We start from the raw sequence: 22299 nt of genomic DNA on the forward strand, positions 1-22299 counted from the left end.
CTCCCGGCTAGATAGCCGCGATGAGACGCCGCTTTGATGCGGTGCTGATGCATGTTTGCCCGCAATTGCGGGCGCCGGAATCGGAGAAAACCTCGTGTCCCACGCAGAAGACAACGAAGGCACCCGCAGAGATTTCCTCTACTACGTCGCTGGCGGCGCAGGTGTCGTTGCGACGGGTGCAGCCGTATGGCCCCTGATCAACCAAATGAACCCATCGGCAGACGTTCAGGCGCTGTCCTCAATCCGCGTGGACGTGAGCGGCGTTGAGCCGGGTACGCAGCTGACCGTGAAATGGCTGGGCAAACCCGTGTTCATCCGTCACCGCACCGGTGCCGAGATCCAGAAAGCGCAGGAACAGGATGCCGAAGGCGTCGGCGCCCTGCCTGACCCGCTGGCGCGCAACTTCAACCTGAATGCGGACGCCCCGGCGACCGATGCCAACCGCGTAATGCCGTCGCCTGAGGGCGAAGCAGCGGGCGCATGGATCGTTCAGATGGGCGTGTGTACCCACCTGGGTTGTGTGCCTTTGGGCGATGCCGGTGATTTTGGTGGCTGGTTTTGCCCCTGCCACGGATCGCACTACGATCTAGCCGGACGTATTCGTAAAGGCCCCGCGCCTGAAAACCTGCCCGTCCCGCCCGCTGAATGGGTGGACAACAGCACCATCAAGCTCGGCTAAGGGAGACCCAACTTATGTCCGGAATTCCCCACGATCATTACGAGCCGAAGACAAACGGCGAGAAGTGGCTGAACAGCCGCCTGCCGATTGTCGGCCTGATCTACGACACCATCATGATCCCCACCCCCAAGAACCTGAACTGGTGGTGGATCTGGGGCATCGTCCTTGCGTTCTGCCTGGCGTTGCAAATCGTCACCGGTATCGTTCTGGTGATGCACTACACCCCGCATGTTGATCTGGCCTTTGCCAGCATCGAACACATCATGCGCAACGTGAATGGCGGCTATATGCTGCGCTATCTGCACATGAACGGCGCGTCGCTGTTCTTTGTCGCGGTTTACATCCACATCTTCCGTGGCCTGTTCTACGGCTCGTACAAAGCCCCGCGTGAGATCACGTGGATCGTTGGTATGCTCATTTACCTGATGATGATGGGCACCGCGTTCATGGGTTACGTTCTGCCCTGGGGTCAGATGTCCTTCTGGGGCGCGACCGTGATCACTGGCCTGTTTGGCGCGATCCCGTTTGTGGGTGAGGCGATCCAGACCTGGCTGCTGGGCGGACCCGCGGTGGACAACGCCACGCTGAACCGTTTCTTCTCGCTGCACTACCTGCTGCCGTTCGTTATTGCGGCGCTGGTGATCGTGCACATCTGGGCCTTCCACACCACCGGCAACAACAACCCCACGGGTGTTGATGTGCGTCGCGGTTCCAAAGCCGAGGCCGAGAAAGACACGCTGCCGTTCTGGCCCTACTTCGTGATCAAGGACTTGTTCGCACTGGCCGTGATCCTGGTCGTGTTCTGGGCGGTTGTCGGCTTCATGCCGAACTATCTGGGCCACCCGGACAACTATATCGAAGCCAACCCGCTGGTTACGCCTGCACACATCGTGCCTGAATGGTACTTCCTGCCGTTCTACGCGATCCTGCGCGCCTTCACCGGTGAAGTTTGGGTTGTTCAGTTCGCCAGCTTCATCACCGGCGGCATCGTTGACGCCAAGTTCTTTGGTGTGATTGCGATGTTCGGTGCGATCCTGGCCATGGCCCTGGCGCCCTGGCTGGACACCTCGAGCGTGCGTTCGGGCAAGTACCGTCCGATGTTCAAATGGTGGTTCTACCTGCTGGTCATCGACTTCTTTGCCCTGATGTGGCTGGGTGCGATGCCCGCGGAAGAGCCCTACGCGACCTTCTCGCTGATCGCGTCCGCTTACTGGTTCGCCTATTTCTTCGTGATCCTGCCGATCCTCGGTGTGATCGAGAAACCTCTGGCCCAGCCCGAGACCATCGAAGAAGACTTCAACGCGCATTATGGCAAGGCTGACGCCGACGCCACGCCGGCCGAGTAAGAAGAGGGACCGGAATCATGTTCAAGAAACTTGCAATCGGTGCCGCGTTTGCTCTGGCCCTTGCTCCTGCTGCGTCCTTCGCAGCAGGTGGCGGCGAGCAGCATATCGAGGACTTCAGCTTTTCCTTCGAAGGCCCCTTCGGCACTTGGGACAAAAACCAGCTGCAGCGTGGCCTTCAGGTCTATACCGAGGTTTGCGCGGCCTGCCACGGTCTGAAATACGTGCCACTGCGGACGCTGGAAGATCTGGGCTATTCGGAAGAAGAAGTCATCGCCTATGCGGCGGGCAACTTCGAAGTGTTCGATCCTGAGCTGGACGATTTCCGCCCGGCGATCCCGACCGATCACTTCCCGGCCAATGACGGCGTTGGCGCTCCGGACCTCAGCCTGATGGCCAAGGCCCGCGCCGGGTTCCACGGCCCCTACGGTCTGGGTATCAACCAGTTCTTCAAAGGCATGGGTGGCGCGGAATACATCGCCTCGTTGCTGGATGGCTATACCGGCCACGAAAAAGAAGAGGCGGGCACGGTTCTTTACGAAAACACCGCCTTCCCCGGTGGCTGGATTTCGATGGCACCGCCGCTAGCCGACGATCAGGTTGAGTTCACCGATGGTCACCCGGCCACAGTTGAAGCCATGTCCGAGGATATCGCTGCCTTCCTGATGTGGACGGCCGAGCCGAAGATGATGGAGCGCAAATACTCGGGCTTCGTCGGCGTCATCTTCCTGTCGCTGCTGTCGGTGCTGCTGTACCTTGTCAACAAGCGCCTTTGGGCCGCTGTGAAGGGTAAGAAGACCGTCTGATCGCTTTAACCTATGAATTCATAGAGGCCCGGTGCGTTGCGCCGGGCCTTTTTTTGTTTGAGAGTTTCACGATGCTATACTCACCCCGCCCTGAATGCTTTGAGGGCATGTATTTTTAGTGCAATTCATTTGGGAGAGCGGGTTATGGACACGCAGAACAATGTCAAAAAGATGTGGAAGGCTTTTGAGGAGTGGAACGACTGTAAGGCTTCGGACGTAGGGATGTGGGAAAAGTACACAACCGAGGATCTGTGTATGCGCTCGCTGGGCCGGGGAAAGTACGGGTTGGATTTCAGCTGCTCGCGCGATGGCAGGGCTGAGATGCGGGAGTATTTAGAAGACCTGACAGCCGCGTTCGAAATGGAACACTGGACTTTGAAAGACACTATCGCTCAGGATGATCGAGTCGTCGGAATCGGTGAATGCGCCTGGAAGCACAAGGTGTCCGGCAAGAAGGTGGAAACACCGATTGTGATCATCTGCCGGTTTCGCGACGGATTGGTCTGCGAATACGAGGAATTCTACGACACCGCCGCCGTATCAGCTGTCACCGGTTGAGCAAGGTCCCGCTCAGGCAGTCAGTTGAGTGTTCGTATGACCGGAAATTCTGGCGGTTACGATCTGCCCTTCAGTTTGAGGGGCGCTGAACGTGACCTCGGTGAATTGTTCGGTGCGGCCCATATGCGGGTTTTCCATCAGGATGCGATGGGCTTCGCCAACTTGGGCTCTCAGGTGTTTAGCGATCTGAGCTTCACCCGCAGCACGCAAACGGGCGGCACGATCCTTAATGAGGTTTCCGTTGATCTGCTGCGGTATCCGGGCTGCGGGGGTGCCTTCGCGCTTGGAATAGGGGAAGACGTGCAGCCAGGTCAGGTCGCAGTCGGTGACCAGCTTCAGCGAGTTTTCGAAATGCGCCTCGGACTCAGTCGGGAAGCCCGCGATGATGTCAGCGCCAAAGGTCATCGCGGGGCGCAGTTTGCGAGCCTCTTCGGTAAAGCGGATGGCATCGTCACGCAGGTGGCGGCGTTTCATCCGTTTCAGAATCAGGTCGTCCCCGTGTTGCAGCGACAGGTGCAGATGCGGCATCAGGCGGGGCTCGGTGGCGATGGCCTGCATCAGGTTTTCATCCACTTCGATCGAGTCGATCGAGCTGATCCGCAGGCGCGGCAGGTCCGGCACCAGCTTCAGGATACGCATCACCAGATCGCCCAGCTTGGGTTGCGCGGGCAGATCGGCGCCCCATGAGGTCAGGTCCACGCCGGTCAAAACAATCTCGTTATAGCCCCGGTCCACCAACCGCTTGATCTGGTCTACCACCACGCCAGCAGGGACGCTGCGTGAGTTGCCACGGCCAAAGGGAATGATGCAGAAGGTGCAGCGGTGATCGCAGCCATTCTGGACTTGCACATAGGCGCGGGAGCGGGTGCCGAATCCGTCGATCAGATGGCCGGCGGTTTCGGTGACCGACATGATGTCGTCGACCTGCACCGCTTCGGTCTGGCCGATGAAATCCGCCGCCATGCCTTTCCAGGTCTCGGGCTGCATTTTCTCGGTGTTACCGATGACAGCATCGACCTCGTCCATCCGTGAGAATGTTTCGGGCTCGGTCTGAGCCGCACATCCCGTCACGATCAGCCGTGCGTTGGGGTTTTCGCGCCGCAGTTTACGAATCTCCTGCCGCGCCTTGCGCACCGCCTCGGCCGTGACAGCGCAGGTATTCACCACAACCGCATCGGTCAGGCCGGCCTGTTGCGACAGCTCTTTCATCGCCTCGGTTTCATAGGCGTTCAGGCGGCAGCCCAGAGTGGTGAATTTGGGGGCACTCATCCCAGCGTCCTCAGAAACTCGGGTGTCAGGGTGCCCGAGAATACGTGACACGTGGGTCCGGTCATCCAGACGCCATCCTCGCGCCAGTCGATCCAGATGGTGCCGCCGTCCAGGTCGATCTGCACCTTGCGCCCGGTTAGACCCCTTCGTGCGGCGGCAACGGCGGTTGCACAGGAAGACGATCCCGAAGCCAGCGTGATGCCCACGCCGCGTTCCCACACCCGCATCCGGATGTGGTCGGGGCCGATAACCTGTGCCACCTGCACGTTCGTGCGCTCGGGATAGAGCGGGTGGTATTCGTAGCGCGCACCGAATTCTGTCAGCGGGATGGCCTCGGCGTCCTCAACAAAGAAGGTGCAATGCGGATTGCCCATGCCGGTGGCGGTTGGTCCGCCCTCAATCGGCAGTTCCAGCGTGTCGACCTCTTCGGCCAGCGGGATTTCTTGCCAGTCGAGTTGCGGCGCGCCCATGTTGACCGAGGTTAGCCCCTCGCCTGCATCGCGTGCATACAGAGTGCCGCGTTCGGTGGTCAGCGTCAGCTCGGATTTGCCGGTTTCCTCCATCAGGAAACGCGCAATACAGCGCGTGGCATTCCCGCAGGCGGCCGAGGTCGACCCATCGGCATTGTAGAACACCAGATGCGCATCCGATTCGCCGTTTTCGATCACGGCCAGCTGGTCGAATCCGACACCGAACTGCCGATGTCCGATTCCCCGCGCCAGGGCGGGTGTAATCTCAACGCTTTGCGCGCGCGCATCGACAATGACAAAGTCATTGCCCAGCCCGTGCATCTTCATGAAGGGCAAACCGGAGGTCAGCATTCGTTGCATGGCGCGCATATAACCCTGCGTTGGAAAGGAATCCACCCTGCGGTGAAGATTCCTGAAAAAAGGGGTTGACCCCCCCTCGCCACCTGCCTAATTAGGCCGCCTATCGGGACGCTGGAAACAAGTTAAGTGAAGGCGAAACGAGGCGTAAAATAAGGACTTGCACCCGGTCGGGAAAATGCCTTAGAGAGCGCCACGGATCGACAAGATCCAGACAAAAGAGTGGGCCGTTAGCTCAGTTGGTAGAGCAACTGACTTTTAATCAGTGGGTCGCAGGTTCGAATCCTGCACGGCTCACCACTTTTTTCAGTAATATCAAAATCTTGTGCAGTCGCTCGCGCGCTGTTGATTCTGGCTGACTGAATACCGGAAGCAATACGGAAGCACCGCGACCAAGAATTAATACGTTGCGGTAGAGTCACAGGTCCAGCATCAGTGATGAGCGCGTGGTAGCAGTTTTGCAGCGCAACGCAGGCGGGTCTACTATTTGCATCCGGGCCTAAGAACCGTTTGCTCTTGTATTAACATTGAAGCTGCCATGACTGATTTTATAGATCGTATGCGCCGGAGCATTCTCGCTCTGGCCGATACACTCGAACCCGAAGAATTTTCTCTGATACCGACAAGTCGTAATCTTGTTGCTTTGGTGGACAAGAGATTTGCCCATCAAGTACTGCAGCACAATTGGTATGCGGTGATATCGCGGGAAGAACACATGTACGCCGTTGCGGATATTAAGGGACAGCGCATCTCATTGCAGCGGCTAAGCAAGTCTTTTCCCGCACGAACCTCAACACGCCACACGCGACTCTGAGAGGTATTAGAATGATCCAAATGGGATGAACCATCCCGTTCAAGATTGGTGTTCCAAATGTCCCACCAGATCGGCTTTTTCTTGTCGATGACTTCTCTGCGTTTGTCATAGATGATGACTTGCCGTCCCGGCATTTTACCAACCGTGACAGACGTAAACTGACCGGATTTACCGTTGCTGCGCATGTCATCTTGAGCGGCAAGATAATCCGCTCGGTTCGTATGGCTGTGAATGACAAAATTTTCCGGAACAAGTTCGAATTCCGGCGCGAGGATATCAACGCAAAAATCGGCGCGGCTGATACTGACTTGGTGAGACTCGAAGCGGATTCCGAGCCGAGCAAGGGTCTTGTCTATGTAGGCTCGTGCATACCCGAGTCCTTGCGTCGCAAGAAGCGTTGAGCCGACTGATACCCGAATGCCCCACGGGTCGCGCGCATTTGGCTTCTTGATGAACCAAGTAACGTCCAAGGGCCCGCCCTTGAGGATAAAGCGATATCCGTTGCCACCGTGGGGCAACAAATCAAAGTCCGCGCCACCATAGCTGAACGGAACGGGATGCCGCACTTCTTCGGCTCTTTCCCTTTCGGTATTCAACATGTCGAATAGCTCCTGCGAGATATTCGCCTGAATCGAAAGTGCGATTGTGTCGAAGCCTCGATGAACAACTTGCATTTTTGGGTCTCCTTGGGTTTCGGTATTTCCAGAGGGGGGTGCTACAATCACCCCCCTCTTTCGGCGAACGCCGCGTGATTTGGTTAGGGTTTGCAAAGTGGCGGGCGCTGATGCGCCCTTCAATAGTGCCTCCGGCGGGGCAGCCATTGTTTTAGGGCCGGGCAGTAAGCCCGGCGGATGCTATTAGCTGGTGGCAGCTTGCTTCCGAGAAATCCAATTCTCTGCTCGTTCAGCACATTTGGCGACGTTCAGTAGATCATTGTGAGAAAACGCACTGGTGGTACGCCAGTCACCTTCCCCGTTCTTGTAGGACCGTGAGATATCGACGGAGAAAAACCCGTCATTGTCCCAGATCGTTGCGTTGATCAGCCCGATTTTGAATTTGAATGCGGGTTGCTGTGTCATGGTGAACTCCTTGTTTGAACCGTTTGGCAGGCACAGAAAGGGCGCGAGGTGGCGACACCCCGCGCCCCTGAGAGCCATCCGGCCCCAAAATCCCGCTCAGCGCTGCCAACTCTGAGCGGGCAAAACTCAAATGTTAGGAAGGTGCGGCGCTGGTGTTAGCAATGCGCTTTTCGGCAATCCACTTTTGCAGATCGCGACGCGTATAGCGGACAGAGCGACCGGACACTTTTACGAACATTGGGCCACCGCCTCGCACGCGCCAGTTCTGCAAGGCACGAACGGAGTAGCAAAGGTAGTTGGCGGCTTCTTTTTCGTCGATAAGCCGGTCGAAGTAATCTGGGTCAATCTGTGCTTGCATGGTCGCCTCGCTGCATTTCGTTTCGTTGCAACCAGAATGCAGCGTAGGCGCGGATTATTCTAATGTCATATATGGCTCAAAATCTGTCCATTTATGACATCCCCTATTTTTTAAGGCCAAACACGCGCAATGTCGCGTTGCCGATGGCTTGCGATGTCGGGAACCTGTGGTTGGGATCAACCCAGAAGAATGCATATAGGAAACTAAAGAAGTCACTTTTGTAAGGCTGATCCAAGTCGGTTTCGTCGTAGCGGCGTTTCTCCATCGGATTGCGGCCAGTATAATGTTGGAAGACCTGCGCGAGCCTCTGGATTGTTTCTTCCAGACTTTCATTTTGCTTCGGTCTGGCACGCGGACGCTTGTGCTGTTCCAGTGCCTCGCCAATCAGGAATTGTATCTTTGGCAATTTTTCTTGAACCACATCTACGAGATGCTCGCTGTAGCCAAGACCTTCGTGATCAGAACCCAACGAGTCTTCAAAGTAGGTTTCCGGCTCGTTGCCCATACCTACTTCGTCAAACTCCCATTGGATAGAAGGCGGTAAGTTGGAAAGCTGGTCCAGCAAAGAACTGACGGTCTTGTCTAGCTTGCTGTAGATTGCTTTGCGCTCTTTCGCTGGCAGTGGTGCTATTCGCCGATCTTTGGGGTGGTAGTGCTGAGAAATCCAACCAATGTCCGTAATAAACCCTTCCGCGACGGGTAAGGGGAGACGCATCTGGCTCCACATGTTTTCTAAGTCTAATTCGCTTTTCTCGTCGTGATTACCCAGCATATGTCCTGAGCCTATGTTGTTATCTATCTTATGGTTGCCGCGTGGTGCTCTATGTAACGTAACCTATATGTAGAGCGCCGAGTTCCTTGCTGCTTTCCCTATGTAAGGTAACGTTACTGAACAACCCGCTGTGCTGAGTTTCTCTTATTCTTGGCCGCGCACGCTGAGTTTCTTGAGTACAGTCTTGGAGACGTGCCGTATTGCTGGAAAAGTTGGCGGCGGCAAAGCACCGTAAGAAAAGGGAGCACGCCTTACCGCCCCCCTTTCCTTGTTGCTACTAGTTAGCTTTAACCAGTCACCCCGACTTGCGGGCAATTCTTCGCCTGCATGGCCTGCGTGATGGCGTCGTAGTTCCCCTTGGCCGCCGCCAACTGGTCGGCATGATCCTGTGTGGCAGCCATTGCTAACGCGGCAGGCCAGAACAGAACCAGTGTCACGCCTGTAATAACTGCGTCATCCGTCGCGGCTTTCTTTTGGTCTGCCGTCAACTTGTTAACGTTGCTTGCAATCTGGTTGCGCTCGGCGTGCAACTGCTGGCACGAACGCCCATCGAAGATAGCCGGGCTGACATACGTGGCACCGACCTTATCTGGCGACTGCGCACAGGCAGCAACAAAAGACAACAGGGCAACGGCAGTGAAAAACCTGCGCATGAAATACTCCTTTACATACATGCGGTTATGGTTCGGACTGACTACGAGAATGAGGCTTAACAGTGGCAATCTGAGACTTTTTTCGGTGTCCGGTTTGAAATCTCTCGCAGGCACTGATTCATATCGGTGTTTGCCTAGCGATTGCACGCAAGGTGGAGAGTTTCACCGCGACCGATTTGGGGTCATCACTTAATCAGCTATACCTATACGTAGGGTGTCGCGGCTCCTAAGTTGGTCCCTGTGTAATGTAGGTGAACACAACAACCCTTGGTGGTGTCGCAGGAGCACCGAACTCAAAAGCCGTAAATCATCACGACGCCCTGCGCGCTTTGCTCCATACGAAGCGCAGGGTCAATTGGCGCTGAAACCAGCAAGCCGGGCCAAGCTCACTTCCGATAATTCGCGGGGGAGTTCCAACGATGAATCATGCAGGTCTGTAACCCAGATTCTTGGAATCACCTGTTTTACATGACTGCTGACTTCAATCAACACGTAAGACATCCACGACTTCTGTGGATAAGTGCGCGGATAAATTGGTGTTGAATACGCGTTTCATCTTAAAAACTAAAGGTTTCGTTCTGTTTGCCTAAAATTTAAGCGGCAAATTTCATGTTTGTTTTACAAAGACTTTTTGTGCCTATTTTTCTCGCGTCAAAAAAAGAACTCGGGTGTTGCGCGTTGTTTTTTGGCAACGCGATTGGGGTTCAGAGATTCGGTGCACAACCTTACCTAGCGGCATCCGCTCCAAATACCCGCTCCCAAGTTTCACCTTGCGACTTTGCTGCCAAAGCGGCGGATCGCAGCAATCTGAGACTATTGAACGACCCGCAAAGGGGTGACCCGCACGTCTTTCCGTACGGCGCGAGCCAGCCGCGATGCCACCGATCCCGCCGCCCGCTGCACCGCATCATCTGCCAGATGTGCATACCGCAGGGTCGTGGTCAGGTTCTTATGTCCCATAATCTCCTTAAGGGTGAACGGGTCGATCCCGTCTCTCATCGCCACTGAGGCGTATGTGTGCCTTAGATCGTGTATACGGACGTCGTCCAGACCAGCCGCCTTACGTATACGCCGCCACGGCTTTTGCAGGTTGTTGAGCGGCCCGGTTTCTGACTCGCCCAATATGACGTAGGGATTGCCCGGTTGCCGGGGCAGATCCATCAGGATGTCATAGGCTTCCCTCGGCAGGGGGATGCGGCGGCGTCCGGTTTTGCTGTCCGGCAATTCCAGATGGTGCGACGTTACATAGTCCCAGCGCAGCGTCAGAATCTCACTGAGGCGGCATCCGGTGTAAATGAGCAACAGCAGTGCCGAAACCACGTAAACAGTCTCTGTGCCATCTTCCAGCGCCTCTGCCAGCACTTCGCCAAGCCGTATTTGTTCCGCGTCGGACAGGTAGCGTTTCTTTTCTTCTTCGCGGAATTTCTTGATCCGGCGTGCGGGGTTCGATCCGGGTTGCCGCAATCCCCAATCCTCGGCCAGATTGAACAGCTTTGACAACATCGCCGCCGCCCGGTTGGCCTGATAGGGCGTTTTGCGCAGCCCGTGATGAAAGGCCACCACATCGGCGCGGGTCACCTCGGCAATCGGGATAGGGCCAAGCTTGGGCCGGATGAACCGGCGGATCACACTGTGATAGTCGCGGGCAGTGGTCGGCTTGCAGTGCTGGTCGACATATTCCTCTAGGAAACGGTCACAGAGCCCCGCCACGGTCGGAGCGCGCCGTTTGGCCTGCCTCTCGGCTGAAGGGTCCGACCCGCGCGCCACGTCACCCAAAAGCTGTTTGGCTTGCGTCCGCGCTTCCTCGGCAGTCAGGACGCCGTGCTGCCCGATGGTGATCCGTCGCGTCCGGCGTCCAGCCCGGTACTGAACCAGATAAGTCTTCTTGCCGGACGGATAGACCCGCAGGCCAAAGCCGCGCATGTCCCGATCCCAGACAAGGTATTCCTTGGCCTCAATAGAAAGCCCCTCTACCGCGCGTTTGGTCAGTTTGAACATATCCAGAACACTCCTTGCTTCCGGCCTGCTTCCGGAAGCTATACGGAAGCAAATGGCGGCGAATTCTGGAGTAAGTCATGACTTCAAGGCGCAAGCGTGGTCAATGTAAATTACTGTTTTCGCTTCATTTTTGTTAATGTGGCGAAATCTGGCGAAAAGCGGAGAAATGGCTCTGGCCGTTCTTTTAATCAGTGGGTCGCAGGTTCGAATCCTGCACGGCTCACCACTTTTTTCAAAGGGTTGGCAAAAATAAGCGAGATCTTCTCACGCTTACAGCAACCACCTAGCAACCACGCTGCATAGATTGACGTAGAAACGTGTAGAAAACCGTTTCATTAAACGTGTGTGGTGTTCCGAAAACACCTCCTCTGGCATCCGATCAGGTTCGGCGCGAAAACACCGCACGGACATCAATCCAGCCGCCGAAGGGCGCTGCATCGCATCACTGTTCAGCAACGGTTCTGACGGGTAGTATCAGCGTATCTTAGGGGCAAGGGCGGCTCCGGCTGGCAATATTCGATATGTGGGGCCTGCGCGCGCAGGCTCAAATACGTTGCTGGGTCTTTATGTGGTCGATGAACAGCCTCAGGGGCATCATGGATTTATACTCACGCGGGAAATACATGAAAATACCAGGAGTGGGGCCCATGTGGTCGTCCAGAACCGATTGCAACTCTCCTGCAGCGATCTGGGTGTCGACATAGTCCTTGAATGTATAGGCGAGGCCCAGCCCTCGTTTAGCCAGATCGACGGAGGCTGGAAGCGCGTTGGCGATCAGATTGCCCTGCACATCGACGTCATACGCTCCCTCGCTCGATTGAAAGCTCCACGGGGCTATTTGGCCCGAGGATTGGAACCTGTAGCGGATACAGGTGTGCCCCAGCAGATCACGCGGCGTTTCTGGGATGCCCCGTGCCGCCAGATAATCCGGGCTGGCGACAACGGTCACCACCAGCGGCGGCGTCAACCGCACTGCCACCATATCCTGCGCCACACGATCCCCCAGACGGAATCCAGCATGCAACTCCTCGCCGAGTATGTCTGACAGCGCATCGGTCAGCGACAGTTCCAGTTCGATTTCGGAGTATTCGCCGCAAAAACTCTTGAGCGCCGGACCAACATACAGGTGGTAGGCGAATTCCGGCATCGCCAGTTTCAACGTGCCCCGCGCGGCGTGACCGGTGCTGCGGGCACTTTCGACTGCTTCGGACAATTGGTCGAAGGCAGGGCCTGCGCCACGGATCAGGGCCTGTCCGGCTTCTGTTAAGCTGATTGAGCGGGTCGTCCGGACAAAAAGCGCGGTGCCCAGCTGTTCTTCCAGCGCTTTCAGCTGATGGCTGACGGTCGACGGTTTTATGCCCAGCACCTCGGCCGCAGCACGCAACGACCCATGGCGCGCGATGGCGGTAAAGATCTCGAGGGTGGAAAGTGGCAGGCGCATAGTGTCCCCGAATTACTCCATTATTAGACTGTATACATGAAAGAAGTGAATGAAGAATGAATTATCACGTACCATCGGAGTTATTATCTTCGTGTCATCGCAGCCCAGAAGGCTGTCACCACGTATTCAGGAGGAAACAAGATGAACACTCTGACCAAAGTTGCTGCCCTCACCGCTGCGCTGATCACAGGAGAGACTACCATGGCCGCATCCCCCGAAGACAACATCAAGGTCGTACAGGACTTCTTTACCGCCTATGGCGCCAACAATCTGGACGGCATCGCAGCCGTGATGGACGAGAACGTCAAATGGCACATCCCGGGCCGCCATCCCCTGTCTGGAACCAAGACCGGTCGGGATGAGGTGCTGGCCTTTTTCGAACAACTGGGCACCGCCGGATTTCAGGCCGAACCCATCTATTTCGGCGCGGACGAGACCCATGTGGTCGATATCCACCGTGGCTGGTCGAACGCCGATGGCAAACCGAATGTCGATACGACATGGGCCCTCGTCTACCGGATCGAGAATGGCAAGATCGTCGAAGCCACCAACTTGTCCGCCGATCAGGATGCGGCAAACACGTTTTTCTGGTCCCAATACTCACTGGCTCCGATCCCTGAGCGACTGGCCAAGTAAACCATCAATAGGTGATTCAAGTGACCGATTACCCCGAAATCCGCAGTTTCATCACCGACTGGTTTGCCCGGTTTGACAGGCTGGATCCGATCGACGCGTTCCTGCCTGACCTCCACCCAGATGTGGACTGGGACATGCCTGACGTCGATACCACTCTCAACGGGCATGATCGCGTGCGTGCTTGGTATCGTGACGTGCTTGAAACCTTGCAACGTCCAACCGAGCATCACGTTAGCAAGATCACAATCACACCCGGCGCAGCCCAGTTCGAAGTTCTGTTTCGCGCCACGACCTTTGCGGGGGACCACATTGAAGCCCGCGTTCAGGAAAACTGGCGCTTTGAAAAACGACCCGATGGCCGCCCGCTGATCACCCATTATTCCGCAACACTCCTGCAAGAGGCAGATACATGAAAACCCTCGTGCTCACAGCTCATCCGGACCTAAGCAAATCGCGCATCAACCGCGCATGGTTTGATGCACTTTCAGAAGCCGCCGACGTGACAACCCGCGATCTGACCGCCATTGGCGGCGGTGAGATGCGTTTTGACATCGAAGCCGAACAGGCCCTCTTGCTGGCCCATGACCGGATCGTGTTCCAGTTTCCATTCTACTGGTATTCCGCGCCCCCGGTGATGAAAGCCTGGATGGATCAGGTGCTGAACTATGGTTTCGCCTATGGGCCGGGCGGTGATCAACTGAAAGGCCGCGAGTTCCTCATCCTTGTCTCGACCGGAGGTCCCGAGCACAGCTATCACGCTGGCGGATACAACAACTTTACGATGGCAGAGTTTCTGAAACCGTTCCAACAGACGGCGAACCTGGCCGATATGACGTATCTAAGGCCTTTCGCGGCCCATGGCATGGCGGTGGCCTGTCAGGAACAGATTGACGAAAACGTGCCCCATATGCTGGCCTATTTGAGCGACCCCGAGCTGGACCCCAAGGTAAGACAGGCCCGTTTGCTCAAGCAATTGGAAGACGACCCCTCACTGGCGGCGGCAGTGAGCTGATGCCGGCCGATCCCGCGTCGGGTAAAAAAAGGCGAATTTTTCAACCGACGCGGGTTCTTTCGCGGTCAATGACAGGTAGACTATCAGCGCAGTACCAGAGTGTGAGACCACAGTGACCGAGACTGATCACTTGAACCACTGGTTGATTTCCAAAGGCCGCCTGCTGGGCGACGAGAGGCTCATCGTCAAAGGGTATTGCGAAGGATTGACAGCGCTTGGCGTACCTTTGGCCCGCGCACGGATCGCCCAGAATTACTCCAACCCTTTGCTCAGCGCGTGGGGGATCATCTGGACACCAGAAGAAACCCGCCGCTACACCGTGCCGACCACGGTTCTGGCAACCAGCGCGTGGCACGGCAGCCCGTTTGAATATGTCGTCACGCAGCGGCGCACCTTGCGCAAAAGCCTGACGAATCTCGACCTTCTGACGGAACATCCGGTCTATGCCGAGCTAGCCGAAACAGGCGCCACCGATTTTCTGGCCATCCCGCTGGAGCATGGCAATGGATCGGTGCAGGGCACCAGCTTCACCTCGAACGCGGAGGCAGGGTTTTCGGACGCACATATCCGATACATCGACGACACGCGATACGCACTTGCTGCTGCTTTGGAACCCATCGCGATGCGCCAGTCGCAAAAGAGCCTTCTTCAAACCTATCTGGGTCACGGTCCAACCGAAGAAGTCGGTCAGGGGCACATAAAGCGCGGAGAACACAGAACAGTTTCCGCCGCCATCCTGTTTGCGGATCTCCGTGGCTTTACCGAGAAAGCCTCATCTTGGCCCGAAGGCGACTTGCTTGTCATGATGGGTGAGTATTTCGAGATGGTTGTGTCACCCATCCAGAAAAAAATGGAGGTGATGTTCTCAAATTCATGGGGGACGGCATACTTGCTGTATTCAATGTTGATGACGACGCGGAAGCCTCGTGCGGATCTGCGGTGCAGGCGGCTGAACAAGCCCTGGCCAACCTGTGCGACTACAACGATACGGCCGTCGAAAAGAGAAAGGAGCCAATCGAATTCGTTACAGGCATTGATTTCGATCGCGTCGCCTTTGGTAACATCGGCAGCCCTGATCGCTTGGATTTCACGGTCGTCGGTCAGGCTGTGAACGTGGCTAGTCGGGTTCAGGACCTGTGTAAGAAACTGGACGAAAAGATATTGGTGACACAGGGCGTCGCCAAGCACATGGCGCATAGTACCCAGTCAGCTAGCTATCATTCTGTCCGCGGTTTGCCCGAGGAAATCGAGGTGTTTAAGACCCGAGAGAAACGCTCCTGAAATCAACTATTAGGCGAACGCGGTTGTTATTTTTCTACCGATTGCAAGAGTGTTTCTTTTGCGCGGGGCAGGTAGCTACTTCTGCACTTTGATACCAATCGACGGAAGTAGAGAAGAACACAGGTTGGCCACATTCTTCTGGATTTGGTTGAAATACGAATGTCTGTTTCAGGTGAAGTTCAACTATTGAAACGGGCCAATAAAGAATGAACGCAGCCCATCCGAGGTGTGATTTCGCTGATGGCGCTGCCTCCAAGGCGGACGTAGAGGGGAGCGGAAGCTTCGTGCCTCGGTGCTGGCCTACTACAACTTCCTCATGATGCGCTTAAAGAGAATGCTCGGAACGTCGGCGGCAATGCGGGCGATACTGGAATGCCGCGACTTCAATCAATGTCTGCCTTGAGGAAGCTGCAACGCGGCGGATACGGTTAGGATGAAAGACCATAATGGGCCGGTTTGTCGACGTGGAAGCTTGCAATCTGACTGCCTGATTCATCCCGAATTGCAGCCTTTGCGCGTCGGTGGCGGCGATAACCGCTATCGGGACTTTGCTGCCGTTCGTTTTCGCCAATCAAACGTCCGATTTGTAGTGCGCCAGAAACATGGCGACGCAATCGTCCAGTACGTTCTTGGGCGTCGGGTTCTCGCCCAGGAAAAACTCCGGCCAGAAGAAGAAGTTTTTGCAAGCGCGAGGAGCTGGTTGGTTGCAAAAACCGGATCGGCCTTTCGGATCACTCCAGCTTCCATGGCCTCTCCGATCAACCGCGTTATCGGATAATCGTGGGTTTCGGTTTCTGTGAAGAACTTACGAGACCGGTCGAGGTCGCGGATCAGCTCTGACAAGACCATTCGGTTCAAACCAATGGCTGTCTCGTCTGTTATAACCGCGATGTATCGCCAAAGAGCGTCCTTTAGTTGCTGGGCGATGTCGCGATCCTGGTCGTAGGCGACCGGCTCCATGCTCTGGTTTTGCTCCAACTGATCTCTGAGATCGCGTCGAACAGCACCTCTTTGCTTTCGAAGTGATTGTAGTGCGTGCGACTCGATACGTTCGCTTTCTTCGCGATGGAAGTGGTTTTCGCCCCTAGAAACCCTTGCTCACGGAACTCATCGACGGCTGCGTCTATGATATCTTTCCGTTTCTTTTCAGTACGCTTCACAGGTTTTGCCTCAAAAAGTAAAAAGATGTGTTTACAAATGCTCCGCCACTCCATAAGTAAACATCACAATTTACTTTTGCAAGGCAAAGCGCCTTCAACCCGAAAGGACCAAAACCATGACAGACTAAACTCTCAGCGCAGGTAAAAACCAAGTGACCTTCAAATTCTTCGGTGTGGATTTGGTCGGCGAGCTGTACCTCCCCAACGACTTTGATCCGAATAAGAAGTACAAGACACTCGTTGGCGCGAGCCCGTTCCCTCAAGTCAGAGGGCAAATCCCTGCGACCAATGGCCCAGAGATGGCAGCGCGAGGATTCATCTATTTGGGCTTTGACTACTTGGGTATGGGCGACTCTCCGGCGCTGCCGGGTGAGTACAAGAAAAGCCGGTACATGTTCCGGCTGATCGAAAACATATGGGATGCTGTGTCTTACCTCGGCACGCTGCCCATCGTTGAGGAAATCTATGGTCTCGGCGTGTGTCAGGGTGGTTCAATCTTCAGGGTTTTCTCTGCCCAGACCAGTGCCCCCACTTCTTGTGTGTATCCCCATTTCAATCATTTTGGAAACCAGAGGCAAAGGGACGACAGCGGAGTGATTAGAACGTGGGATTTTACCGTCTTTTTACTGATTATAGCGCCTAAATTTATGGAAATGGCATCAAAACACGCTGTATTTCGTACTATTCCAAGCCGTCCTTGTGGAATCTTCAGCTTTGACAGGAACCTAACGGCCTACATAGCTTCCTTTGAAGCCCTCGCCATTAAGCCAAAAAAGCCCCCAGAACTAAAAAATGTGAATAGGACTACCCCCCGCGACGCACACCCCCCCCCGAAGGCCGGGGCATTGGGACCAGATGCAGGCAATCTATTTGGACTCGTTCATTATGTAGAGCTCTTTGTTGTGAGATCGTACTTTGCGTTTGGCAGTCCAACTTTCAGTCAGATAGAATTTGGTGTCTCCAGTATTTAATTCTAGTTACTGATACCGTTAAGAGCCTTGGGCAGCTTGAGAAATCTCTTCGTTTGACTGATTTCCAAAGAGCATTTTTAAAGGTGAGGTCGTTTAAGAATGATGATTTACCCTACGATGAAGTTGCAGCAGGGCCGCTGCGTAACGCTGGACAAGGGGCGGCTGGACGCAGCGACTCTGTGGCACGTCGATCCAGTCGTGAAGGCCCGGAGTTGGGCATCAGCCGGTGCCGATTGGATGCATCTGACAGATTTAGACGCAATCGAAGGCCGGGACACCAATGCCGAGCTGGTCGAAGAGATCATTCGAAGTGCCGAAATACCCGTACAACTGGCCGGTGGTATGCGCTCGCGCGAGCAGGTCGAACACTGGATCGACAAAGGCGCGGGCCGGATTGTCATCGGCACTCTTGCCGCGCGAGACCCCATTCTGGTGAAAGAGCTGGCCAAGCTTTATCCGGATCAGATCGTTCTGGCGGTGGATGTCTGGCAGGGCTTGGTGGTGACCGAGGGTTGGCGTAGTCAGAGCGCCTTTACACCTGAAGCGTTCATCGAAGCCTTCGAGAATACACCGTTTGCTGCCATCGTCGTGACGGACATCGACAGCGATATGGAAGATGTCGAAGCTCAGCTTGGCCTTATCTCCGGTCTAGCCGAAAAATCCCGAACTCCGATCATCGCAAGCGGTGTGGTACGCACCGTCGATGACATCTTGCGACTGTCCTATATCCACAACATTTCCGGTGCGCTGATTGGGCGCGCATTGTTCCGCAAGTCGATTGATCTGGGTGAGGCGTTGGAGGTTGCCAAGACCGCGAATGAACCTGCGACAGATTTTGTCAAGGTCGGGGGGGACTGACGATCCAGGGCCATCAACTAAGAAAAAATAGGAGATAGCCTTGCAAAGTGTAGATCCTGATGAGCAAAAACAAAGGAGCCGGGACAATCGTCTACTTGATAAAAAGGATGTAAGTGGCCGTATTGGAGAAAGTAGCCGTTTCATTGGATTTGGCCTAATCGCCCTAACATTCACTATTCACGGGTCTAGTAACGAGTTCCCTAAGTCAATTGTGCAAAGTTACGAGTTTCTCTTGAATATGTCTGGCTTTCTTGGATGTCTCACCGTCTTGTTCGACTATCTGCAATACATTTGCGGGTACTTCTCAGTGAACCATGCGTTGAAGCGGGATAGTGACAACTTCCTGTATGATCCGAAGTCACCATCCTACAAGGGTCGAATTTTCTTTTTTTTGGGCTAAGCAAGCCAGCGCCTTCTTGGGCGGTGCCATCATTGTCGCAGTGATTGGAATGGCCGTACTCTTTAAATAAGAGCAGCCAGTGGAACAGCTACCTAATCCCCAATTCCAGTTCCGTTTTACTGTGAAGTCATTGCCCGTTCTTACCGGTCGGGTTCAACGCGGGTGCTTTATGTGCTGGGAAGTCATACCCTTCACACCAGTTCTCATAGAGCTTGCGACCGCATTTGGAATGCGACAGCGGGTATTCAGTCAACACATAAGCCGGTGAGGTCGGACGCCCCTTGTCACCCATTCGGGCGTGCTCAGTGAGAACTATAAACCCTTTAGCCTGTAGGTCATGGAAAGCCCGCGCGGCTGTCTTCACATCGCTTCCAATACTCTTGGCCGCGCGCCTGACAGATAAGCCGCTATCAGCCACCCTTATCTAAGTGTGTCACCGACAACGTTTCCAATTGCATTAGCGGCAGCAAGAGCGGGATCGCTATCAACGTGCGCATAGCGAGCTGTAGTTTGTGTTTGTGTATGGCCAAGCAAGCGCTCGATAATCGGAAAGGCCACACCTTGGCCCACAGCGATACTAGGCGTAGTGTGGCGAAGACCGTGTATCCATAAGTCTTTCGGTTCTGCCGCTTTATAGATCACTTTCCAAGGTTCTGACAGGTTCGCTAACAGAATGGCTGCCAGCACCATTTTCGTAACAGACGTTGCACATCGTGATTGAAGTATGAAACGCTCTGCGTAGCCACCTTCCAATGGGGGGTGTTGGATCTACGGACGGCACAGAACTACACCAACCATTCAGTCCGTCCAGCACGATCCTGATCTTCTCTTCCGCTGAATACTGCGTGCGGGTGGCTCGGCGGATGTCTTTGACGACTTTCTCACCGTAGCTCTTCTTGGTTCCGGGTTTCTTTCTCATCTCCACTCCTTGGCGGTTACGATGAGCCAGAAACCCTCTCTTATCAAATTAACCTAAACTGTCCCATTTCCGTTGGATACCAACGTTCGCTTGTAGTTCATCTTTCTCCTCCACTGGCTGACGGCGAAGAATGGGTAGCACGGATCGGTGGGAGCGGGCGAATTTTCGGTCGGCAGCTTTGTCCGCATACCTGCCAATGGCCATGTCGGGACAGACCATTAGCCCGACAGAATTCGATGAATGACTGCTTCGAGCCCTAAGCGCACGTTAGTGTGGATAGAGTATGCCAACCGAATTTACCCGAGGGGTTGCAAGGCACTAGTTGTGATCAACGTGAGTATTTGAAGGCCTTAGCCCTTGGGAGAATACCAAATTGGCGAAGTATAAGCGCGTTCTTGCGTTGACGTGGGCACCTCGGCAGGCAACTCGTCTCCAAACCGAACTGCGTCATAAATTGTCCACCTCGGTGTGGGAATTTCTAGGACACGGGCATAGTAGAAAGCCCTAACTGAAGGATCGAATTCAGGATCCTTCCAAACAGTGATCAACTCTGGAGACCCTATAGAATTGGTAAACGTGCCCGTTGCAACATCCACGGTGTTCCCCACCGCTGGAAGCTTGCCGTCCGCATCAGGTTCTCGATCTCCCGACCAAGCCACATCATAGACCCGCTCTTCAGTGTCGCCGTTGGCATTTAACCAACCTTTCACAATCTGAATACGGTCGAGATTGCCGGAAAACGGGTCTTTCAGGGCAGCGATGAGGAAGGTTGGGGCGTCCGCGCCTTCTGTCGCGTCGGCGAGGTCCCCACCCATCGGAACGCCTTTTTCGTATCCTATTTCGGCGGGCAAACGGGATCTTGCATCTTCTTCCGTAAAGTCCCAGGCACCAAAGAAACGGACCGCTATGCGACTACCGGTTGTCCCATAAACCTCTTTCCGTTCCATGGCGTCGAATATGGCTTCGCGTGTGTTGTCTTCAGCCCAAACTGCTGCGTAGCCAGAGGCCGCCATTTCCCACCCGAGAATCCTCAAGGCATCAAACTCGCCAACGACATGCTGCCAACGGCCAGGTTCCGGCTCGACACCTGAGTGTTTGCCAAAGAAATTGTCTTCTTCCGCCGTTGCCAAAGCCGTATGGCTGTCGGTCGAGCCCACTACTCCGAACTTGTATGGATTGGTGCCGAGCTGAGCCTCTAATTTGAGACCATTCTTCAAAGCCTCGCGCGCGTATTCGTACTGAAGCATCCAGTCTTCTTTGGGTGTCGGACCCAGATTGGATTTATCCCAGGTTTCATAGTCGGCAAACTCATCGTTCGGGCTGAGAAAAGGGTGAGTTTCTCCGTCACCCTTGATCTGGGTGATCTCATACATCGGCTCCCACTTAGCACGCCGCTCCGCGTAGTCTTCGGTCAAAGGCTCACCCGTTTCCGGGTTGGTTTCGACCGGAAACATCAGGCCGTTGGAGACGTTGCCGTTGTGGGCAAGGGCCAATACACGGCCGCCAGTCTCTAGTTCATAAGTTTCCATCCAGTCCCACAAACGTTCGGGATTAAAGGTTTCTGCGGTTGTGAATGGCAGCATCTGCCGTGCGCGAATGGCATCATCTCGGTAGATCACGTTACGGTGGAGGTTGTTGCCTCCTTCTGTGGACGTCCATTCGTACCCGATGAACGCAGTGAATGAGCCAGGGTCGTTGTGATGATCCGCAGTTTGCGTGAATTCGTCCCAAACGGATTGTACGAACCTGCGATCTGAAACAGCCTCGGGAAGAGCATCACCGGTTATACCCGCAAAGGTTTCTATAACTTCCATTGTTGCGCCGAGAGCAACATCTCCACCGGCGTTAAGACGTTCGTTCCAGTCTCGAAGTGTTGGATCACGCATCAGGGTAGAATTCCCTGCGACGATCTCATTCATGGCGCCCATGGCGTCCGAGTGATCGGAAACGACAAGCCAGTCGAGGGGACGCGATAACTGCACCCGAAGGCCGTGCGAGGTAGTGACTTCCTCACCGCGTGCAAATCTATAAGCATCGTCTGGGCTCAGGATGACGCCAAACCCGCGCGCGTCGAGCGAATTTGACGTGTGCAGGTGAGTGTCACCCCACAGAGGTCGTGTAGGAAAGTCTCGACCTGCATAAGGTGAGAAATCAGCAGGCGCGGGTTCGCGCATATCATCAACCGATATGGTCATCTCTCCGACTTGCCCGCCTTGTGCGGCCTCTTGAGCATTTGAAAAACTTGATATGAATGCTGCGGAAACTATTGCTGTCGATGTCGTCAGAAAAAACTTCATTGGAACCTCCCAGCCGCACTGAATGCCAGCCTATGGCAACATCTGAGCCGACTGTTCGTCAAGGAAAACAGCGGTTTTTCTTAGATGAACTCAAAAGACCTCAGGAGAAGTTCGACTAGTCCGGGGCCGCAGCTTCGCCCTTACCTCTGACGCTCAGCCGCGGTGAAA

The 22299-nt window shown here is 55.0% G+C and carries 24 protein-coding genes and 1 tRNA gene; 11 read left to right on the forward strand and 14 right to left on the reverse strand.

Annotated elements, in window-relative coordinates; all coding sequences use genetic code 11:
* The first annotated feature begins 94 nt into the window (after positions 1 to 94).
* From petA to ACR0ER_RS06995, 4 genes are all read left to right on the forward strand, one after another.
* Positions 95 to 679, forward strand: a complete 585-nt coding sequence (gene petA, locus ACR0ER_RS06980) for a ubiquinol-cytochrome c reductase iron-sulfur subunit (RefSeq protein ID WP_480768298.1) — start codon at positions 95 to 97, stop codon at positions 677 to 679.
* 14 nt (positions 680 to 693) lie between these two features.
* The gene (petB, locus tag ACR0ER_RS06985) at positions 694 to 2025 is read left to right on the forward strand and encodes a cytochrome b (RefSeq protein WP_170329788.1); all 1332 of its coding nucleotides are present in this window, start codon (positions 694 to 696) and stop codon (positions 2023 to 2025) included.
* Between the two features lie 17 nt (positions 2026 to 2042).
* The gene (locus ACR0ER_RS06990) at positions 2043 to 2828 is read left to right on the forward strand and encodes a cytochrome c1 (protein ID WP_480768299.1); all 786 of its coding nucleotides are present in this window, start codon (positions 2043 to 2045) and stop codon (positions 2826 to 2828) included.
* Positions 2829 to 2972: 144 nt separating this feature from the next.
* A complete protein-coding gene (locus tag ACR0ER_RS06995; RefSeq protein WP_480768300.1) occupies positions 2973 to 3386 on the forward strand; it encodes a nuclear transport factor 2 family protein in 414 nt (137 codons plus the stop codon).
* Between the two features lie 12 nt (positions 3387 to 3398).
* Here the strand turns inward: ACR0ER_RS06995 and mtaB are convergent, their stop codons facing one another.
* The gene (gene mtaB / locus ACR0ER_RS07000; RefSeq protein ID WP_480768301.1) at positions 3399 to 4655 is read right to left on the reverse strand and encodes a tRNA (N(6)-L-threonylcarbamoyladenosine(37)-C(2))-methylthiotransferase MtaB; all 1257 of its coding nucleotides are present in this window, start codon (positions 4653 to 4655) and stop codon (positions 3399 to 3401) included.
* Positions 4652 to 5494 (reverse strand): diaminopimelate epimerase, encoded by an 843-nt coding sequence (gene dapF, locus ACR0ER_RS07005; RefSeq protein ID WP_480768302.1) that lies wholly within the window; start codon positions 5492 to 5494, stop codon positions 4652 to 4654. The genes mtaB and dapF overlap by 4 nt, the downstream gene beginning before the upstream one ends.
* A 212-nt stretch (positions 5495 to 5706) precedes the next feature.
* Here dapF and ACR0ER_RS07010 point away from each other — a divergent pair.
* Positions 5707 to 5782, forward strand: a tRNA-Lys gene (locus ACR0ER_RS07010).
* Between the two features lie 366 nt (positions 5783 to 6148).
* On the opposite strand, the gene ACR0ER_RS07015 is transcribed toward ACR0ER_RS07010, so the two are convergent.
* From ACR0ER_RS07015 to ACR0ER_RS07045, 7 genes are all read right to left on the reverse strand, one after another.
* Positions 6149 to 6970 carry a hypothetical protein gene (locus tag ACR0ER_RS07015; RefSeq protein ID WP_480768303.1) on the reverse strand — a complete coding sequence of 274 codons (822 nt, stop codon included), beginning with the start codon at positions 6968 to 6970 and terminating at the stop codon, positions 6149 to 6151.
* Positions 6971 to 7153: 183 nt separating this feature from the next.
* Positions 7154 to 7375, reverse strand: a complete 222-nt coding sequence (locus ACR0ER_RS07020) for a hypothetical protein (RefSeq protein WP_480768304.1) — start codon at positions 7373 to 7375, stop codon at positions 7154 to 7156.
* A 133-nt stretch (positions 7376 to 7508) separates the two neighbouring features.
* Positions 7509 to 7733, reverse strand: a complete 225-nt coding sequence (locus tag ACR0ER_RS07025) for a helix-turn-helix transcriptional regulator (RefSeq protein WP_480768305.1) — start codon at positions 7731 to 7733, stop codon at positions 7509 to 7511.
* Between the two features lie 103 nt (positions 7734 to 7836).
* Positions 7837 to 8505, reverse strand: coding sequence for a hypothetical protein (locus ACR0ER_RS07030; protein ID WP_480768306.1), 669 nt, complete (start codon positions 8503 to 8505; stop codon positions 7837 to 7839).
* Between the two features lie 287 nt (positions 8506 to 8792).
* Positions 8793 to 9158 carry a hypothetical protein gene (locus tag ACR0ER_RS07035; RefSeq protein WP_480768307.1) on the reverse strand — a complete coding sequence of 122 codons (366 nt, stop codon included), beginning with the start codon at positions 9156 to 9158 and terminating at the stop codon, positions 8793 to 8795.
* Between the two features lie 813 nt (positions 9159 to 9971).
* Positions 9972 to 11156 (reverse strand): tyrosine-type recombinase/integrase, encoded by a 1185-nt coding sequence (locus ACR0ER_RS07040; protein ID WP_480768308.1) that lies wholly within the window; start codon positions 11154 to 11156, stop codon positions 9972 to 9974.
* 544 nt (positions 11157 to 11700) lie between these two features.
* Positions 11701 to 12597: a LysR family transcriptional regulator gene (locus ACR0ER_RS07045; protein ID WP_480768309.1), complete on the reverse strand. Its 897-nt coding sequence runs from the start codon at positions 12595 to 12597 to the stop codon at positions 11701 to 11703.
* Positions 12598 to 12738: 141 nt separating this feature from the next.
* Here ACR0ER_RS07045 and ACR0ER_RS07050 point away from each other — a divergent pair, with 141 nt between their 5' ends.
* From ACR0ER_RS07050 to ACR0ER_RS07065, 4 genes are all read left to right on the forward strand, one after another.
* Entirely contained in the window at positions 12739 to 13233 is a 495-nt protein-coding gene (locus ACR0ER_RS07050) for a nuclear transport factor 2 family protein (protein WP_480768310.1), read from the forward strand.
* 20 nt (positions 13234 to 13253) lie between these two features.
* Positions 13254 to 13646, forward strand: coding sequence for a nuclear transport factor 2 family protein (locus ACR0ER_RS07055; RefSeq protein ID WP_480768311.1), 393 nt, complete (start codon positions 13254 to 13256; stop codon positions 13644 to 13646).
* The gene (locus ACR0ER_RS07060) at positions 13643 to 14245 is read left to right on the forward strand and encodes an NAD(P)H-dependent oxidoreductase (protein ID WP_480768312.1); all 603 of its coding nucleotides are present in this window, start codon (positions 13643 to 13645) and stop codon (positions 14243 to 14245) included. The genes ACR0ER_RS07055 and ACR0ER_RS07060 overlap by 4 nt, the downstream gene beginning before the upstream one ends.
* Positions 14246 to 15118: 873 nt before the next feature.
* Positions 15119 to 15526, forward strand: a complete 408-nt coding sequence (locus ACR0ER_RS07065) for an adenylate/guanylate cyclase domain-containing protein (protein WP_480768313.1) — start codon at positions 15119 to 15121, stop codon at positions 15524 to 15526.
* A 537-nt stretch (positions 15527 to 16063) separates the two neighbouring features.
* Here ACR0ER_RS07065 and ACR0ER_RS07070 read toward each other — a convergent pair.
* Both ACR0ER_RS07070 and ACR0ER_RS07075 read right to left on the reverse strand, forming a co-directional pair.
* Complete coding sequence (locus tag ACR0ER_RS07070; protein WP_480768314.1) at positions 16064 to 16486, reverse strand: TetR/AcrR family transcriptional regulator C-terminal domain-containing protein; 423 nt, start codon at positions 16484 to 16486, stop codon at positions 16064 to 16066.
* Positions 16438 to 16740, reverse strand: a complete 303-nt coding sequence (locus ACR0ER_RS07075; protein ID WP_480768315.1) for a TetR/AcrR family transcriptional regulator — start codon at positions 16738 to 16740, stop codon at positions 16438 to 16440. Before ACR0ER_RS07075 ends, ACR0ER_RS07070 begins: the two co-directional genes overlap by 49 nt.
* 98 nt (positions 16741 to 16838) lie before the next feature.
* On the opposite strand from ACR0ER_RS07075, the gene ACR0ER_RS07080 reads away from it, so the two are divergent.
* Together ACR0ER_RS07080 and ACR0ER_RS07085 are read left to right on the forward strand one after the other, a co-directional pair.
* Positions 16839 to 17657, forward strand: coding sequence for an alpha/beta hydrolase (locus ACR0ER_RS07080; protein WP_480768316.1), 819 nt, complete (start codon positions 16839 to 16841; stop codon positions 17655 to 17657).
* A 99-nt stretch (positions 17658 to 17756) separates the two neighbouring features.
* A complete protein-coding gene (locus ACR0ER_RS07085; RefSeq protein WP_480768317.1) occupies positions 17757 to 18515 on the forward strand; it encodes a 1-(5-phosphoribosyl)-5-[(5-phosphoribosylamino)methylideneamino]imidazole-4-carboxamide isomerase in 759 nt (252 codons plus the stop codon).
* A 527-nt stretch (positions 18516 to 19042) separates the two neighbouring features.
* Here the strand turns inward: ACR0ER_RS07085 and ACR0ER_RS07090 are convergent.
* From ACR0ER_RS07090 to ACR0ER_RS07100, 3 genes are all read right to left on the reverse strand, one after another.
* Positions 19043 to 19207 carry a hypothetical protein gene (locus ACR0ER_RS07090; RefSeq protein ID WP_480768318.1) on the reverse strand — a complete coding sequence of 55 codons (165 nt, stop codon included), beginning with the start codon at positions 19205 to 19207 and terminating at the stop codon, positions 19043 to 19045.
* 128 nt (positions 19208 to 19335) lie between these two features.
* Positions 19336 to 19605, reverse strand: coding sequence for a tyrosine-type recombinase/integrase (locus ACR0ER_RS07095; protein ID WP_480768319.1), 270 nt, complete (start codon positions 19603 to 19605; stop codon positions 19336 to 19338).
* 579 nt (positions 19606 to 20184) lie between these two features.
* A complete protein-coding gene (locus tag ACR0ER_RS07100) occupies positions 20185 to 22131 on the reverse strand; it encodes a DUF3604 domain-containing protein (RefSeq protein ID WP_480768320.1) in 1947 nt (648 codons plus the stop codon).
* Between the last annotated feature and the right edge of the window lie 168 nt (positions 22132 to 22299).

It is taken from the genome of Ruegeria sp. CH8, from assembly GCF_056536985.1.